General features: G+C 55.0%; 14 protein-coding genes and 1 tRNA gene. 10 read left to right on the forward strand and 5 right to left on the reverse strand.

Features of this window, described 5'->3' with window-relative positions; translation table 11 throughout:
- The 3 genes from QZ377_RS09235 to QZ377_RS09245 all read left to right on the forward strand — a co-directional run.
- Positions 1–695 (forward strand): tetratricopeptide repeat protein (locus QZ377_RS09235; RefSeq protein ID WP_291440868.1); only part of this gene is annotated, 695 nt, incomplete at its 5' end.
- A 23-nt stretch (positions 696–718) separates the two neighbouring features.
- Positions 719–2,455, forward strand: a complete 1,737-nt coding sequence (gene recJ / locus QZ377_RS09240; RefSeq protein WP_291440869.1) for a single-stranded-DNA-specific exonuclease RecJ — start codon at positions 719–721, stop codon at positions 2,453–2,455.
- A gap of 309 nt (positions 2,456–2,764) precedes the next feature.
- Positions 2,765–3,877: a GGDEF domain-containing protein gene (locus QZ377_RS09245; RefSeq protein WP_291440870.1), complete on the forward strand. Its 1,113-nt coding sequence runs from the start codon at positions 2,765–2,767 to the stop codon at positions 3,875–3,877.
- Positions 3,878–4,035: 158 nt separating this feature from the next.
- Here QZ377_RS09245 and QZ377_RS09250 read toward each other — a convergent pair whose 3' ends face one another.
- Positions 4,036–4,719, reverse strand: a complete 684-nt coding sequence (locus tag QZ377_RS09250) for a Crp/Fnr family transcriptional regulator (protein ID WP_291440871.1) — start codon at positions 4,717–4,719, stop codon at positions 4,036–4,038.
- 62 nt (positions 4,720–4,781) lie between these two features.
- Between QZ377_RS09250 and QZ377_RS09255 the strand changes: the two genes are divergently transcribed.
- Positions 4,782–5,072 carry a hypothetical protein gene (locus QZ377_RS09255; RefSeq protein ID WP_291440872.1) on the forward strand — a complete coding sequence of 97 codons (291 nt, stop codon included), beginning with the start codon at positions 4,782–4,784 and terminating at the stop codon, positions 5,070–5,072.
- A gap of 131 nt (positions 5,073–5,203) precedes the next feature.
- Positions 5,204–6,652: an aryl-sulfate sulfotransferase gene (locus tag QZ377_RS09260; protein WP_291440873.1), complete on the forward strand. Its 1,449-nt coding sequence runs from the start codon at positions 5,204–5,206 to the stop codon at positions 6,650–6,652.
- Positions 6,653–7,302: 650 nt separating this feature from the next.
- Here the strand turns inward: QZ377_RS09260 and QZ377_RS09265 are convergent.
- Positions 7,303–8,835: an outer membrane homotrimeric porin gene (locus QZ377_RS09265; RefSeq protein WP_291440874.1), complete on the reverse strand. Its 1,533-nt coding sequence runs from the start codon at positions 8,833–8,835 to the stop codon at positions 7,303–7,305.
- A gap of 335 nt (positions 8,836–9,170) precedes the next feature.
- Here QZ377_RS09265 and QZ377_RS09270 point away from each other — a divergent pair, with 335 nt between their 5' ends.
- The 4 genes from QZ377_RS09270 to QZ377_RS09285 all read left to right on the forward strand — a co-directional run bounded on the left by QZ377_RS09270 (position 9,171) and on the right by QZ377_RS09285 (position 13,087).
- A complete protein-coding gene (locus tag QZ377_RS09270; RefSeq protein WP_291440875.1) occupies positions 9,171–10,277 on the forward strand; it encodes an MFS transporter in 1,107 nt (368 codons plus the stop codon).
- Positions 10,278–10,481: 204 nt separating this feature from the next.
- Positions 10,482–11,306, forward strand: coding sequence for a hypothetical protein (locus QZ377_RS09275; protein WP_291440876.1), 825 nt, complete (start codon positions 10,482–10,484; stop codon positions 11,304–11,306).
- 9 nt (positions 11,307–11,315) lie between these two features.
- The gene (locus QZ377_RS09280) at positions 11,316–12,701 is read left to right on the forward strand and encodes an NAD(P)/FAD-dependent oxidoreductase (RefSeq protein ID WP_291440877.1); all 1,386 of its coding nucleotides are present in this window, start codon (positions 11,316–11,318) and stop codon (positions 12,699–12,701) included.
- A gap of 23 nt (positions 12,702–12,724) precedes the next feature.
- Positions 12,725–13,087, forward strand: coding sequence for a glycine cleavage system protein H (locus QZ377_RS09285; RefSeq protein WP_291440878.1), 363 nt, complete (start codon positions 12,725–12,727; stop codon positions 13,085–13,087).
- 472 nt (positions 13,088–13,559) lie between these two features.
- Here the strand turns inward: QZ377_RS09285 and QZ377_RS09290 are convergent.
- Positions 13,560–13,636: transfer RNA gene (locus QZ377_RS09290), tRNA-Met, on the reverse strand.
- Between the two features lie 296 nt (positions 13,637–13,932).
- Entirely contained in the window at positions 13,933–14,730 is a 798-nt protein-coding gene (locus QZ377_RS09295; RefSeq protein ID WP_291440879.1) for an undecaprenyl-diphosphate phosphatase, read from the reverse strand.
- A gap of 138 nt (positions 14,731–14,868) precedes the next feature.
- On the opposite strand from QZ377_RS09295, the gene QZ377_RS09300 reads away from it, so the two are divergent.
- Positions 14,869–15,063, forward strand: a complete 195-nt coding sequence (locus QZ377_RS09300) for a hypothetical protein (protein ID WP_291440880.1) — start codon at positions 14,869–14,871, stop codon at positions 15,061–15,063.
- Between the two features lie 334 nt (positions 15,064–15,397).
- Here QZ377_RS09300 and metG read toward each other — a convergent pair.
- Positions 15,398–16,125 (reverse strand): methionine--tRNA ligase subunit beta (gene metG / locus QZ377_RS09305; RefSeq protein WP_291440881.1); only part of this gene is annotated, 728 nt, incomplete at its 5' end.

The raw sequence follows: 16,125 nt of genomic DNA on the forward strand, positions 1-16,125 counted from the left end.
TTGAGCAGCACGGCAACGTCATCGAATGCCAGCCCCTCAATACCAACTATGTGCCCAGCGGCCCCAAGCGTAAAATCACCATGGACGAGCTTATCGCCAAATTCGCCCCGGAGCCGGAGTTTTATCTCAACTCTGTCTATCCCAAAATGCAGGAAATGCAGAGGGCTGTTGACAATGGCGATGAACATCGTGAAAAAGGCGAAAACTTTACCGCGGAATTTGAATACTCCCGTGCTCTCGGCATTGACGAAGACAACGTACGCGCCAACTTCGGCATTGGCCTCACATACCTTGAGCGCGGCGACGCCAACAAGGCGCAGAACATTTTTGAGCGTCTGGTCAAGCTTGACGGAGCCTTTGAACCGGAACACAAGCACCTGTTCAACGACTTTGGCATCAGCCTGCGCAAGAACAAAATGTTGCAGCAGTCTCTGGAGTATTACCAGCGCGCCCTGGAACTGAGCCAGAATGACGAAAACCTTTATATGAACCTTGCGCGGGTGCTGCTGGAAACCAAAGATCTCAACGGTTGTGTGGACAACCTGCTCAGAGCCCTTGAACTGGCCCCCAGGCATGAACCTTCACTCAAATTTCTGGCCTGGCTTATTCAAAACAAACTTGTACCCGCCGACAAGGTGGACGGAGTGCGCGCCGCCCTGCAGGCCGTAACCCAGAGCGCCGGCAGCGCCTCCTGAAACAGGCAGGTTCCAGAGGTTTCGTGAAAAACTGGCTTTTTCGTACGCCGCCCGCAGACGGTCCCGCCTGTCTGCCCGCTTCCTGGGCAGAAGAGCTTTCCATCTCCCCTCTTCTGCTGGAGGTGCTCTGGAGGCGTGGCTTCGCGCATAAACAGGCCATCAATGCCTTTCTGGACGCCCGCCTTGACAGCCTGACCCCGCCGCACCGCTGGCCCCAACTGCCGGAAGCCGCCCAACTGCTGGCAGACGAACTGCTGGCCGGCAAAAAACTGGCTGTGTGGGGCGACTATGATGTGGATGGAATAACCGCCTCCACCCTGGTGCTGGACGTGCTGGAAAGCCACGGCATTGAGGCTCTCTGGCATATTCCTGACCGGAGGACGGAAGGCTACGGGCTGAATGTGGCGCAAATCGACGCGCTGGCCGCACAGGGGTGCCGCATACTGCTCACTGTTGACTGCGGCATTGCCGATATAGAAGCCGTGCGCCATGCGCGGCAGATCGGCATGACCGTTGTGGTATCCGATCATCACCTGCCCCAGGAAGATCTGCCCCCGGCTCACGCCCTTTGCAATCCCCGTATGTGCGCTGAAGACTCCCTGCCCTGCCCCCATCTGGCAGGCGTGGGCGTGGCCTTTTACCTTATGGGGGCTGTTAACGCGGCTCTGGCTCCGCACACGGGCAAGCGGCACAGAATGGATCAGTGTCTTGACCTTGTAGCTTTGGGTACGCTGGCCGATATCATGCCCCTGACCAGCGAAAACCGCATTCTGGTACGTGGTGGCCTTGGTCATCTTGCCGCCGCTTCCCGCCCGGGCATAGCCGCGCTCAAGGTTGCCAGCGGCATGGACGCCAAAACACGGCTCACCAGCGGGCAGGTAAGCTTTCAGCTTGTGCCGCGCATCAATGCCGCGGGGCGCATTGGCGATGGGGGGCTGGCCCTGCGCCTTTTACGGCAAAAAGATTTTTCTGCCGCCTTGCCCCTGGCCCAGCAGCTCGATCAGCTCAATACCGAACGCAAACAGGCGGAAAATACCATCCATAACGAGGCCCGCGCCCAGGTTCTGGACATGCTCTCCCGCGAGCCAAGAGCCAGCCTTGTTCTGTACGGGCAGGACTGGCATCCGGGCATCGTGGGCATCGTGGCCTCGCGAATTGTGGAAGAATTTTACCGGCCCACCATTATCCTCTGCCAGGACCAGGGCAGCCTGAAGGGCTCCGGCCGTTCTGTGCGGGAATTTGACTTGCACGCGGGTTTATGCCAGACCGCCAACAGCCTTTCGGGGTTTGGCGGTCACAGGCTGGCCGCGGGCGTTCGTCTGCCCCTGGAGAACCTGGCCCGCTTTCGCGCGGAATTTGAAAATTTTGTTGCCCAACAGCTCGGCACCAATCCCCTCAGCCCCAGCCTGACACTGGAATGCCAGCTGGATTTCGCCCAGGCCAGCAACCAGAGCTTTCTTAAAGAACTGGAGATGCTTCAGCCTTTTGGCCCGGGCAACGCCGAACCGGTCTTTGCCTCGCCGCCGCTTCTGGTCAAGGAGCGCTCGCCTTTGGGGCGCGGCGGTGAACATGTGCGTCTGCGCCTTCAGGACGAACAGAGCGGTCTCATCCTTACAGCCAAAGCCTGGCGCATGGCCCAAACGCTGACAACATCAATGATTGGCAAGCGCATCCGCGTAGCCTACACCCCCCGCCTTGATACCTATAACGGCATAACGTCCGTTGACGTGGGCATCAAGGACTGGCAGCCCGCCTCCTGATCATCGTCAACAGATGATCGTGACAGACAGCGGGCGGTAAAAAGCTTTCTGTCTGTCACACAATTTTCGCCTTTCCATATTTTCCCACTGTACAGCCTGCCGGATTTTTTCGGCATGAGGTCTTTTATTTCGCGGTATGCTCACCGTCGGGGACGGAAAAACATTGTCATTGCTAACAATTCATTTTAGCATTCTGGTAGCATCGATATACTATGGGGTATAGTAATGCTTCAAAGTCAATACAAAAAACGGACAAGCAGCAAGCCTGTTTCCAAACCGCTGTTCGGAACAGAGCGGAAAATATTGCTGTTGGTCATAACATCTATATTTTCCACAGCATTATTCACTGTTTTTGTTTTCCACCACTATCTTTCCTCTGACCTCAATTACAGGATACTGAGTCGCTCTGATGCCATTTTTTCCCTGTTGTTAAGCCGTATTCCGCCTCAAAGCGTCACCGACATCGATACGCCTGACGACAGTCACGAAATCGTATACAAGCGGGTGCAGACCCTTCTTGATGGGGTGCGTAAGACCACGGCCGTGCGCTACCTGTATACAGCAAAGCGTAACGCCGATGGCCGGGCCATCTATGTTGTTGACGGGCTACCGTCTGGTTCTGAAGATTTTCGCCAGGCGGGAAACCTCATTGAGGACGAAGTGGCGCCCGTGGCAAATATCTGCCTTGACGGGCAGTCATTCCTTGGAACAAAGGTAATGGACACCTCCTGGGGCAAAATCATTCCTGCCTGTGAACCCATCAAACTTAACGGCATTACAGTCGGCGCGCTGATTATCGAGTTTGACGTCAACTCCTTTGCTGAAAGCGCACGGCGCTCATCATTGATCTGCCTGGCCTTTTCCATTGGCTTTGCCATGGCGGCGGCTACAGTCACCACATGGCTTTTACGGAAACTTTCCGTGCCGCTTTACAGAAAACTGGCCTATACCGATCTGCTTACGGGAACACTCAACCGCAATGCCTTTGAAGAAAGAATTCGCGAAATAGATGAAAAAAAACAGCAAAATGGCCTGATGATACTGACCTGTGACATCAATATGCTCAAAACAGTCAATGATCAGGGCGGACATGCGGCCGGTGACTCTCATATCTGTGCTCTGGCCCGCCTGCTGGAAAACCATCTCATAACATTTGGAAAAACATACCGCATCGGCGGGGATGAATTCGCTTCGCTACTGTACAACCTTGCGCCAGAGAAGCTGGAAGAGAAAATGAAAAACCTGTTTTCTCTCACACAAAAAATGCAGATCTGCGGTTTTCGCCTTGAATTCGCTTACGGAATGGCCCAGTTTGATTCCAGGCAGGACAAGGATGTGCAAAACACGCTGAAACGCGCGGATGCCAGAATGTACGCACACAAGAGCCTGCTCAAGCAAACGGAAAGCAATACCCTTTCATAATGTCAGGAGCGCTTTTCGGGCTAGCGAGGCACAGATATTTTTGCCGGAAACAATCACATAAAAAATTGGGATGAAAAAGCAGGGCGGCACACCTGATAACAACTGCCCCGCAGGCATGCCTGCGGGGCAGTTGTTATCAGGCGAACAGTCAGTGAAGCTCAGGCCAAAGGCGGCACGATGTGCGCCTCTTCAAAAAAAACAGATGGTTGCAGAATGACAATTTCATCGCTGTTTTTATCAAAATCCCACAAGCCCTGATCCTGGGCCTGACGCATAACCTTGTAAAGCGAAATGCGGTGCATACCAAGCAGATCGGCCATCTCCCGATACGAAAGATCCCGTCTGGCCCGCAAGGGCGCAGACTCGGGAACAAGGCGTGAAGCAAGATATTTGCACACCCTGGTCAGTTGGGATTCCAGACTCAGAGATACCAGATGCTGCGAAAGCAGCGTCACCTTGGTTGCATAGCTCTGACAAAGATTGAGCAACAGTTCGGGCTGCTCCTTGCCGAGTCTTTTCACGTCCTGCATGGTAAAAGCGTGCAGATAGCAGTTTTCCATGCATTCATGATAAAATCTGGCGTCTCCTGTCCTGATAAGGCTTTTTTCTTGATTGTCTTCAAAAAGCGGCGTTTCATTAAAGCAGCAGCCGTCGCCCAGATACCAGAGGGTTTTTTCGCCCCCATCGGCCGCCAGGGCCACCAGGCGAACCCTGCCGCTGACCAGAAAATACATCCGCGCAGTGTCGTCCGCGAATTTATAGCCTTTTTTCCACAAGCGCGGCCTGCCAGCAACGACATCACGCCAGCATTCGTTATGCTTGACCAATTCTGTAAAAGACACGGCATTCCCCTTATAGAAAGAGGTTATATTCCTGCCAGACGTTGACCGGATAAAAAAACGGCATGGCAAGCCGTCTGACCAATGAAAGCGTGCCTCTCAGGCAGTACCGGGGATGCCCGCCGGGCAAGCCTCCCTTGCTGACAGCAAAACTCGCCACAAAAAGAGCACGCGTTTTCCGCGTGCATCACGTTTTGCCGGCTTCAAACTTCATGCTGGTACAGCATTTTTTTCACGAACACCGAGAACCCACGCCGTTCTTGAGAAACTTATCTCATGGTCGTTCTGCCGTCCACCGCCAACAGGGTAAAAAAGTATTATTTTCGATGCGCCAAACTAGCGCGCTCTTTTTGTGAATATTGTTGCAATGACAACATTTTCCGCCGTCTCCAAGGGCTACCATGCATTTTACCGACTCTCTGCCCGCATCAGCCAAGGCAATACGGCCAGATTGTGCAAAAAAACGCCCGACCAAAAGGAGGTTCCTATGGGCCACCCGACTATCTACCCTACCGGTGTCACGGTTTACAACCCTGAAAAAGCCTGGAGCGGCTTTACGATCATTCAGGCTCCCGACAACGGCGCTTTGCTGCTGGGCATGAACGGCCACGAAATCCGCATGTGGAAAGACGTGCACGGCTTCCCCAACAAGATGTTCCCCGGGGGCATGCTCATGGGCAGCACCGGCACCCGCCACCCCAAGCATGGCCTTCAGGACCAGCTTGACCTCGTGCAGATTGACTGGGACGGCAATATCGTATGGAAATTTGACCGCGCAGAATTTATCGAGGATCCGGGCATGGAAGGCCGCTGGATGGCCCGCCAGCACCACGACTTCCAGCGCGAAGGCAGCTCCACCGGCTATTACGCGCCCGGCCAGGAACCCAAAATCGACTCCGGCAACACGCTGGTCCTTTGCCATAAAAACACAGTCAACCCTTATATCAGCGACAAAATGCTGGTCGATGACGTTATCTATGAAGTGACATGGGACGGCGACATTGTATGGGAGTGGAACTGCGCCGACCACGCTGAAGAGATGGGCTTTACCGAAGCCGCCCGCAACGCCATGTGCCGTGACCCCAACTTCCGCGGCGGAACCATTATGGAAAACGCCCCCGGTGTGGGCGACTGGATGCACGTCAACTCCATGTCCACCCTTGGACCCAACAAGTGGTTTGACGCCGGTGATGCGCGCTTCCACCCCGACAATATCATCATTGACGGCCGTGAAACCAATATCATCCTTATTCTCGACAAAAAAACCGGTAAAATCGTCTGGCAGCTCGGCCCGGATTACGACCGTACCCCCGAAGAAAAAGCTATCGGCTGGATTATCGGCCAGCACCATGCCCACATGATCCCCCGCGGTCTGCCGGGCGAAGGCAATATCCTTGTGTACGACAACGGCGGCTGGGGCGGTTACGGCAACCCCAATCCCGGTGCACCCCATGGCGTAAAGGCCGCCCAGCGCGACTATTCCCGCGTGCTCGAAATCGACCCCGTGGCCATGAAGATTGTGTGGCAGTACACGCCGCATGAAGCGGGCTTCCTCGTTCCCCTGGACGCCTACCGCTTTTACAGCCCCTTCATCAGCTCGGCCCAGCGCCTGCCCAACGGCAACACCCTCATCTGCGAAGGTTCTGACGGACGCGTATTTGAAGTGACGGCTGAACACGAAATCGTGTGGGAATACATCTGCCCCTACAAGGGTCACATCAGCCTGCCCATGAACTGGGTTTACCGCGCCTACCGGCTGCCCTACTCCTGGGTTCCCCAGGCTGAAGTGCCGGAAGAAAAGGCCATTGAACCCCTGAGCGTTAAAGACTTCCGCGTGCCTGGTGCTGCCCCCTTCGGCGCCATGTCTACCGTCAAGGTTGAAGGCACTGTCGGCTACTACAGCGGCGCGGGACACTGCGTGGCCGCCACCGAATAAGCATCATCGTTTCGCCACCCTCTCCATGACCATAAGGCCCCGGAATCTGCCGCCGGGGCCTTATGGCTTTTATGGCGCACAGGCACACCAGCGTATAGCGTGCCTTCTTCATCCGTAAAAACCCGTTCGAGCAACGGCCCAAGCTGCATTTACCGGCAGCACAGGCGGGGTGTCCACAGCCCGTCCAGGGCATTTAACGTTTCAAATCATGCCTGTCTCATGCCCGAGACGTTTGCAACACAGCGGGTCTACACCGTATTTTGCTATCCATTGTCCAGATCCCCGGCCGATTTCGCTGATAACATTGCACGGCGGCGCGGAGGCTGCCCCGAACGAAGAGGGGAAGGCCCCGCAGCCTGCGCCGCGCAGTTCTCGTGACTGCATGCCAACTGAAATTTCTGGAAATGTTCCGTTGGAAATGCAGGGAGGTCGGAAGCGTGCAGCTTCTGACAGGCCCCTGCCGTCTACTGCGCAGACTGCCCAAATGGCAACAATGAGAGCATTGCAAACTTTGCCCGCCAATCAGCCCCCCCCCGCATAGCGGGCGGTTTTTTGCTTTGCGCGCTGGCGCGTTCAACGGGCTAAAGCCATACTGAAAAAGGGCAGCGGAAAACTCCGCTGCCCCAAGAACTGGATGCGTGGCAATGAAATCAGAACGTATAGCGGAACGAAACGGAAACGCGCCAGTTATCCTCGTACTGTGAATCCTCCACTCCATGCCAGGTGTCAGGATCAAGATAAAGGTTCACGTAAGCGCCTTCCAGGTTCACATGAAGGTTTTCATAGATTTTGTAGGTACTGGAAAGGCTGGCTTCCCAGGCGTGGTCCGTGGTGGTGAGATATGCCATAGGCCCGTCTGCCCGGGTAGGATAGGAGGTCATATTGGCATTTTTGGGCATATCCGCACTGTTGGTTCCCCAGAAGTAGGCAAATTTGAGTGTATGCTTGAGGTCGTCAATGATGCTGACATCCTTGACACTGGCCACAAACCCCGTCAACCCACTAGGGTTATGCCCGAGCACCTTCCACGTATCCAGGTCAAAAAAGCCGCCGCCAAATCCCAGCGGTGTGACCGGCCAGGGAGAGTTGAAAACTGGCAGACGCTCTGAGCCATTGTACGGATTATCGTCATCGCCGCTGCCGTACCAGGCCAGAATGCCCGGCGTACCCCAGTCAAGCTTGTAGTCTGCGCGCATGGCGGCATACCAGCCCTCGCGGCGTAACTGAAAAGTTTTGCCTGCGCCTTTCGGGTCAAACAGGTTGTAGTTTTGCAGCTCGCCCATATCCACATAGCCATATGTGGCGTCAAGCGCGATATCCCACGGTTCCCACTGGCTCAGGTTCACAGTGATGCCGCCCCACCAGCCGTTGCCCCAGGTATTGTTGGCATTGCGGTAGTTTTTTTCAAAAGTCTGAAAGTAATTCATGCCGCTGCCCAGAACGGGCATAAGCCCGCCGCGCGGGGCATAGATGGCCGGTTCGCGCTGACCAGCATAGTCATTAATGCCGCGCAGGCTGTTTTCGCCAATAAGGGCATACATGCCCCAGGGGGAAATTTTAATCCCATCCGCCTTGACCGGCAGCACCAGTGCAAAAATATCCAGATTGTCCAGATAATTTTTGTCCAGCCTGCCGTCCTGTGTATTTTGAGAATTATCATTATAGGGACGGCCCCAGAACGCCGTTGCCCCCACTGAAAAATCGTCATTTTTGTATACAGGGGCGTTTACCGTAACACCTGCGGAAAACTGCCCGTACACGGCACTCCAGTCAGAAACAAAGCCGGGCAACAACATGGGTTGCATACCCATACGCACCTTGACATCAGTTTTGGGTACAAGCCAGTCAATATACGCAGCTCGCAAGCCCACAACATTGTTGCCGTCAGCCCCCAATGCTGCCCCATCTTTGGCCGAACCCCAGTACTGGCCGCCGGTACCCACAGTGATGATCAAACTGCCCGACACATTTTCACTTGCCACCGCATCTATCTGCGTGCGCAAACGCTGCAATGCCTGAAAACTGTCATTGCTGCCCACGCCAAGCGGTGCAACGTTGGATGTTTCAAAACCGATTTCAAAAGCCCCTTTGACCTTGAAGTCAATTGCGTGGCCGCGGGTTGGAATCACTACGGCCATGCAGCAAAGCAGCAGGCCGGACAATTTTTTGCCGATTGTCCTCATGTTCTCCTCCTGTGAAAATTGGTGCGGCCTCCTGCACCTCCCGTTACCTTCACAAGAGAAATGGCCTGTTCTGCGACTCAATATTGTTGTCCATGCAACATTTTTTACAAATAACTCTTTTTTTCACAAAAATAACAAAAATGAAAAATAGTAAATAACAATTTAAAATATATACTTTTTTAAAAATTTGTGAAAAAAATCTTTCAAAAATGTTGCACTAACAACAATAAGAAACCACCAACAAACTATTAATAGCACAACCTCCTTCTCCCGTTGATGTTTTTTTCAAAAGCCTGAAAAATTCAGGCACAGACAAGAGCCAAAAGGGGAACTCCATGCCCGGCCAAGAAAAAATCAGTAACAACTACTTCGACGGACTAAAAGTCTGCGGTCGCCATAAGGCAGTATTTTTCATCATAATGGTGGCCTATTTTTGTGAACAAATGGATAACTGGAACTTCGGTTTCATCGCCCCGGCCCTGATGCAGCACTGGGGGCTGACCATGAAGGATATCGGCACGGTCACCTTCTGGTATTTTGCTGCGATGACCTGCGGCGGATTTGCGGGGGGCTTTATTTCTGACATGATCGGCCGTCGCAAAACGTTCCTGATCGCCATTACGCTGTTTTCCACTGCCTCCATTATCAACGGGCTTACTGACGATTTTCACATCTTTGTGGCCTCACGCGCACTCACGGGCTTTGGTGTTTTTTGCCTCATGGTGTGCTCACAGGCCTATATTGCCGAAATGGCCCCGGCAGAAAGCCGGGGCAAGTGGCAAAACCTTGTGGCAGGTGTAGGCTTTTGCGCCGTACCCGTTATCGGCATGCTTTGCCGGATTATCATTCCCCTGCATGAAGAAGCCTGGCGCTATATTTTCTACCTTGGCGGCATTGGCTATGTTGCCCTGTTCATCGCCTGGAAATATCTGGACGAATCGCCCCGCTGGCTTGTGAGCCGGGGCCGCATCAAGGAAGCCGAAGCGGTCATGCTTGACCTCACCCACATGAACATAGACCTTTCCGCGGCAGCCGCCAGGGTCAACACCAGCAAACCCCCTATCAAGGACGTGCTGCTGGGCATGATCAGCCAGAAGTACATAAAGCGCACCCTGGTCATTCTGGTGATTGTGCTCTGTACCAACCCCGCAACCTTTGTTGTGACCAACTGGACAGCCACCCTGCTCAAGGCGCACGGCTTTTCTCTTGAACAGTGCCTTATGGCCACGACGCTTATTTCCATCGGCGTTCCCCTTGGCCTCTTTGCTTCCAGCACCTTCACAGATATGGGCGGACGCAAGATCCCCCTGGTCATCATGCTTGTCTGCATGGCCATTCTTGCGCCCATATTCGGCAACGTCAGCCATTACTGGGTTGTCGTGGGCGTGGCACGCTTTTTCACAACCTCTCATTCCTGTTGTGTATGCAGCATACAGCTTTGACGGCGTGTTCTATATCTTTAGCGCGCTTTGCGTTGTCCCCGCCATTGTGCTGGCCATATGGGGAGCGCGTACGGGCGGCAAGTCCCTTGAGGACATTGCCTAAAACAACAGCATAAACATTCCTGAGGCCGCGGCGCGAGCAGATGCGTAAAGCCTGCTCGCGCCGCGCGACCCTTTAACGGTAAACCGCCAAGGAGTATTGCCATGAGCATAACCCTTTACACCGCCCCCGACTGCATTCGCTGCAGGATCGTCAAAAGCTTTCTTGCGGAACGCGGGCTGGAGTATGCCACAGTAGACTTCAAAGCCGATGCGCAGACCTTCAACGCCTTCTACCGCGCCAACCGCAAGGCCATTTACCGCAACCCTGAAGGTGTGGAATTTCCTCTGTTTGATGACGGCAACGTCATCAAACAGGGGTCCGGTGAAATCATCGCCTACCTGCTTTCCGGTCATGAGATGGAATGCTGCGCAACCAGAAGCGATATGCTCCACGGTAAAATTGCGGGAATCTATCCCTCCCTTTGCCCTGACGGGCAGGAGGAAAACCTGCTCATACTTGTTGACCGTCTTGCCAAGGGCGGCCTGCAGGTCTGGCTGCAGGTGGACGGGCGCAAGCCGGATCTGCTGGAAAAACTGCTGCACATCAAGGATGTCCATGTCATCCTCAATGTTGTGGGCGGAGCCAATGCCGCTGGCCGTATCTTCGGCGGCGCGCCCTCTAAAGAAGACCTGGCAAAAACCATCGCTCTTGTGCAGGCGTCTCCGGACGGCATCATCCGTTTTCTGGCGGTTCCCCACCCTGTTGATGGAGACCAGTGGGCATGGCCTCAACGGGCCGATGCGGCAGCAGCGGCGCAAATGGTGGCCGAAGCCTGCGGTCAGCCCACCCTGCCCTACGTCATCACCGCCATCACACCCGACATGGCGTGGGATATGCGCGGGCTGGACGCCCTGCCCGAACAGAACATGCTCGTCTACCGATCCGCCTCACGGCAGTTTCTTTTCAAAGCTGATATCGCGAAATAGGGGGCAGACGTGCAGTCTTTTGACGTGATCATCATAGGCGGAGGTCCCGGTGGAACCACGGCGGCCCGCATTCTGGCACAGGGCGGAAAAAAAGTCGCGCTGATAGAAGACAGGCACTGGGGCGCCACATGTCTTAACAGCGCTTGGATCCCCACCAAGATGCTGCTTGGCGCAGTGGCTCCCGGCAGCCTGTTGCGGGCGCAGGAGCGTCTGCGGGTTGTCAAGGGCGACGTGCAGGTAGACTTTACCGCCCTGCAAGGCCGGGTCAGCCGTTTCACCAAAGGAACAAGCCAGACGCTTGCCAAAAACCTGGCAGGATTGGACGTTACCCTGTTTGAAGGACGCGGAACCTGCCTGGAACGCAAGGAAGGATTGGCCCATGTGCGGATTGCCTGCGCCGAAGACCGGACGGATATAGCCGCCCCCGATGTCATCCTGGCTTGCGGCACTACGTCAGCGGCTTTTCCCGGCCTTGCGCCCGACCACCAGTGCGTACTGGACAGCACAGACCTGTTGCAGTCCGTTGCCATTCCCGAAAGCCTGATCATTGTAGGAGCCGGAGCCATTGGTCTTGAAATGGCCGACTTTTTTTCAGCCATGGGCAGCAAGGTCACAGTGGTGGAGGCGGCTTCACATGTCGCTCCCACTGAAGACGCCGATATTGCCAAAGAAATGCTTCGCGCCCTGACCAAGAGCGGCATAACGTGCCGTGAGGGAACCAGAGCAAAAGACCTGCGCACCGTTGACGGTAAAGCCCAGCTCAGCCTTGAGGACGGAACAGTCATTACGGCGGCCAAAGCTCTGGTGGCCGTTGGCCGCAGCCCCAATACCGAAGGGCTGGGCGTGGAAAATATGGGCGGAACAAAAAATCCCAAAGGATATGCTCAGGTAGATGAAAATCTGCAGTGCGCGTCGGGCCTCTACGCTGTGGGCGACGTCAACGGTATTACCCTGCTGGCCCATGCCGCCGAACATCAGGCAGCGTATGTGGCCCACCGCATTCTCGGGCAGGCAGACGGCCCGTATGAGTCCGGGCCTGTGCCTTCATGCGTATATGGCAGCACGGAAATCATGCGTGTGGGGCAGACGGCAACAGCCTTGCTGCAACAGGGCAAATCCGTTGAAGTTTCACAGGCCCCTCTTTCTATGAATCCCATTGCGCAGGCAAGCGGCGGCACAGCCGGTTTTGTAAAGGTTGTCTGGCATGAGGGCCGCATGGAAGGCATCGCGGCCGTCGGGGCCGGCGTATCGCATCTGGTGACCGTGGCGCAGATGCTGCTCAAGGAAGGCTGTAATGAGCACAGGCTGCACGAAATCATGTTTGCCCACCCCACGCTGGATGAAATTGTACCCATGGCCATCAATGCGCCCAGAAAAACCGTTACGGCCGGATAATCGCCTGCGGGCAAGGAGAGATCATGAATTTTCCCAATGACAGAGTTTACCATGCCGACCACCTCTGGGCTCAGGAACAGGCAGACGGCTCCTGGCTGATCGGCGTTACCGACTATGCCCAGGATCAGCTCGGCAGCGTCATCTTTGTGGACATGCCAGAACAGGGAGCCCAATTCGAACAGGGGCAGTCCTGCGCGTCCATTGAATCAGTAAAAGTGACCAGCGAAGCGATCATGCCCGCCATCAACGATGCCCTTGCTGCGACTCCCGAGTTGCTTAATACCGCTCCCTACGGCGAAGGGTGGCTCCTACGGGTCACAGCCTTGCCCTACGATGCGGCAGCCTGCATGAACAGCGAAGCTTATGCGGCTATGATCGGCGCGTAAGCCCCCTGCTCCAGACGGTCTGGAGGGTCCAGACAGCTCAAGACCGCAAAAACCCCCGGCAGATGAACTGCCGGGGGTTTTTATATAAAAACAGTCGCCCCATTATGGACGACTGTTTTTCCTGTATTCGGACCGGCAAACGGCATCGTCATCTAACTCAACAGATAATTAGAGCATTTCATACTGGAAATGCTCTACAAGGATTTGAAGGCAAATGCCTGTAGCCAAATGATTGCAGGGTGGCTTGCCGACCGTTAAGCAATCATTTGAAGCGTTACTTGCTCCAGCAATGCATGATGGCACATATTCACGACAGCGTGGAACTCTGTTACCCCACGTATCATCCATTTTGGAGCTGGCGTCGGGACAGTCTTGAACATCCCAGGCGAACCCGCTCCCCTGCCTCCCTGACCCCCACAAACAAAGAAGTTCACGGTGTTTTGAACAACCTTGAACTTCTTTGATGAAATATTGGTAGCAAGGGAGGGATTTGAACCCCCGACACTGCGGGTATGAACCGCATGCTCTAACCAACTGAGCTACCTTGCCGTACGTTCGCCCTCAAGCGGCGCGACGATCTAAATATAAGATTTGGTCATGATTGGCAAGCAAAATTTGCCCAATTATCTGTGCCTACTCGTTTTTCCTGCATTTTTATCTTTACGTAACGCTTTTTGGCTTCAAAACTGCTGCTTTTCCAGAAGAGCACAAATGTATCTCGGCGAAGCATTCTGTAGGGGACTCCTCGCCCACGGCACACAATTTTTACAAGATGCCTTGTCTCACACAGCATTTTTTCATCCGTCGGGCGCAGAATAGTATTTTTGGGGGAGGATGCCTGCCGGTCAATTCACCATAAAATAATATATAAAAGGCGCTATCAGCAAACGATAGCAGGCAAAAGGAATCAGCGTCATCCGTCCCACAAGAGCCACAAAAACCTTTACCGCCAAAAGAGCCGACACAAAAGAACCAATCATGCCTACCAGAAAAAAGGGAATATCCGCAGCAGTGAACATGCTCAGGTTTTTCAGCAGGTCGTATCCGGTGGCGGCAACCATAATCGGCACGGCCGCAATAAAGGAATATTCCGCGGCCAGAGGCCTTTTGGCTCCCAGCAGCATCCCCCCCATAATGGTGGCCGCCGAGCGTGAAAAGCCCGGCCAGAGGGCCAGACACTGAAAGCAGCCAATGCCCAGAGCCAGACGTGGGGTCATGTCGTCAAGACTGATGCAGGTGGGCTTGAACTTGCGCTTTTCCACAAAGATCATGCAGATGGCCCCCACTACAAGGGCGATAAGCACTGTCGCCGGGCGGAACAGATATTCCTTGATGTAGGAGTGCAGCAGCAAGCCCAGAATGCAGGCAGGCAGCGAAGTAAGCATGAGCAGAATAATGCCGCGCATACCGGCAAAGCGGGCATACGGCTGTGGCCGCACAAGACCCCAGAAGCGCTTCCAGTAAAGAACCACCACGGCCATAATAGCGCCAAGCTGGATGACGACGTCAAATGTGGCGGCTTTTTCCCCCACAAAACCGAGCAGGTCTCCGGCAAGAATGAGATGCCCGGACGACGATACCGGTAAGAATTCCGTTAAGCCTTCAACTATGCTCAATATCAACGCTGTGAGCAAATTGTCCATAACTGGCCTCGTATATGGGTGCCGTGTGGTGAGTTGCTGTTTGCCCGGCCGCTTCGCCAGCCGATACACAAGCGTGCGAAGTTCAGCCGTTGCCAAAAGGTGGCCCGCAGGCTATGAGTGAAAAAAAGGACGTACGCCATGAGTACCGTAATGCCGCAGAGTGAACTGGTGCGAAAAGCCGCCGCTTACCTGGCCGAAGAACGTGCGCGGGATCCCCGCAAGGGGCTGACCCTGCTGCTGGACGAGGCCGGTATGCGCTTTAACCTCACTCCGCTGGACGCCATGTCTCTGGAGCGTCTTTTCAGAAACAGCGAGACTGTCAAAACAGAGTAAACCCGCCTTGCCCCGGCAAGCGTCTTCCTGCAAACCGGCAAGACGAGGCAGGCTCCCTGAACGCCGTGCAGTCAAAGGCACGCGCGTCTTTTGGATGGCCTGCGGCCAGGGCAGAAAACAAAAAGGCCGTAAGCAAACGTCAACTTTGAGGGGCTATGTTTCTCAAAGTTTTTATGGCTCTCCCCGCAGCGCGTAACAGCGTAATTGAAGCGGTGCAGCCTTCAGCCGCAAGCCTCCGGGCAAGGGCCGAAGCCGCATCCGGCCATGGTGGCGGGAGTCTGTCTGCCTGTAGCTGTCAGAGCAGTTTTACAACAAACTGCTCTGACGTGGTGGCCTAGGCTATTTCGCTGCCGTCCGGCACATTGCCGTCAAGGCCAAGCAGCGTCAGGGAATTTCCATCCCCGGCCGTGAGCACCATGCCGTGCGACATGAGGCCGCGAATTTTGCGCGGCTCAAGATTGAGCACAGCGCAAACCCGCTTTCCTACCATAGCTTCCGGTGCGTAATGTTCGGCAAGGCCTGAAAGTATCTGGCGGGGCTGCCCTTCGCCAAAGTCTATTTCCAACCGCAGGATACGGTCGGCATTGGGGTGCTTTTCAGCCACCAGCACCGTTCCCACCCGCATGTCCAGAGCTTTGAAATGGTCAAAGTCAATATTGGGCCTGCCCGGAGCCGCCGCGTCGTCACAGGCGCCGCATGGCTCCGCCGGCTTGCCGCCGTCAGCTTTCTGCTGCCTGGCCGCTTTATTTTCTGCCTTGGCCTGCGCTTTTGCGGCCTTGGCCTTTTCAGCCGCGGCCGGATCTTTTTTTACCTCAATACGCGGGAACAGGTTTGAAGCTTCCGCAACGGCAGTACCCGGCACAAGACCATCAAGATTATTCATCTCTTCTTCAAGCACCGGCACGGGCGGCAGGTTTTCCTGCACAGGCTGCCCAAGCTGCTCCAGCATCTTGCCGCAGGCCACGGGCATGACAGGCCACAGGCACAGGGCTGTTTTGCGCATGGCGGCCAGCAGCACATACATGACGGTGGCAAGGCGCTCCATATTGCCCTGCTTGTGCA

The organism is Desulfovibrio sp., assembly GCF_019424165.1.
In the GTDB taxonomy this organism is placed as follows: domain Bacteria; phylum Desulfobacterota; class Desulfovibrionia; order Desulfovibrionales; family Desulfovibrionaceae; genus Desulfovibrio.

What these genes read in the sequence shown, in the direction of transcription:
- QZ377_RS09285 (WP_291440878.1), top strand. Translation starts at nt 12,725, where the DNA reads ATGAATTTTCCCAATGACAGAGTTTACCATGCCGACCACCTCTGGGCT.
- QZ377_RS09260 (WP_291440873.1), top strand. Translation starts at nt 5,204, where the DNA reads ATGGGCCACCCGACTATCTACCCTACCGGTGTCACGGTTTACAACCCT.
- QZ377_RS09300 (WP_291440880.1), top strand. Translation starts at nt 14,869, where the DNA reads ATGAGTACCGTAATGCCGCAGAGTGAACTGGTGCGAAAAGCCGCCGCT.
- QZ377_RS09275 (WP_291440876.1), top strand. Translation starts at nt 10,482, where the DNA reads ATGAGCATAACCCTTTACACCGCCCCCGACTGCATTCGCTGCAGGATC.
- QZ377_RS09255 (WP_291440872.1), top strand. Translation starts at nt 4,782, where the DNA reads ATGGCAAGCCGTCTGACCAATGAAAGCGTGCCTCTCAGGCAGTACCGG.
- QZ377_RS09270 (WP_291440875.1), top strand. Translation starts at nt 9,171, where the DNA reads ATGCCCGGCCAAGAAAAAATCAGTAACAACTACTTCGACGGACTAAAA.
- QZ377_RS09295 (WP_291440879.1), bottom strand. Translation starts at nt 14,730, where the DNA reads ATGGACAATTTGCTCACAGCGTTGATATTGAGCATAGTTGAAGGCTTA.
- QZ377_RS09265 (WP_291440874.1), bottom strand. Translation starts at nt 8,835, where the DNA reads ATGAGGACAATCGGCAAAAAATTGTCCGGCCTGCTGCTTTGCTGCATG.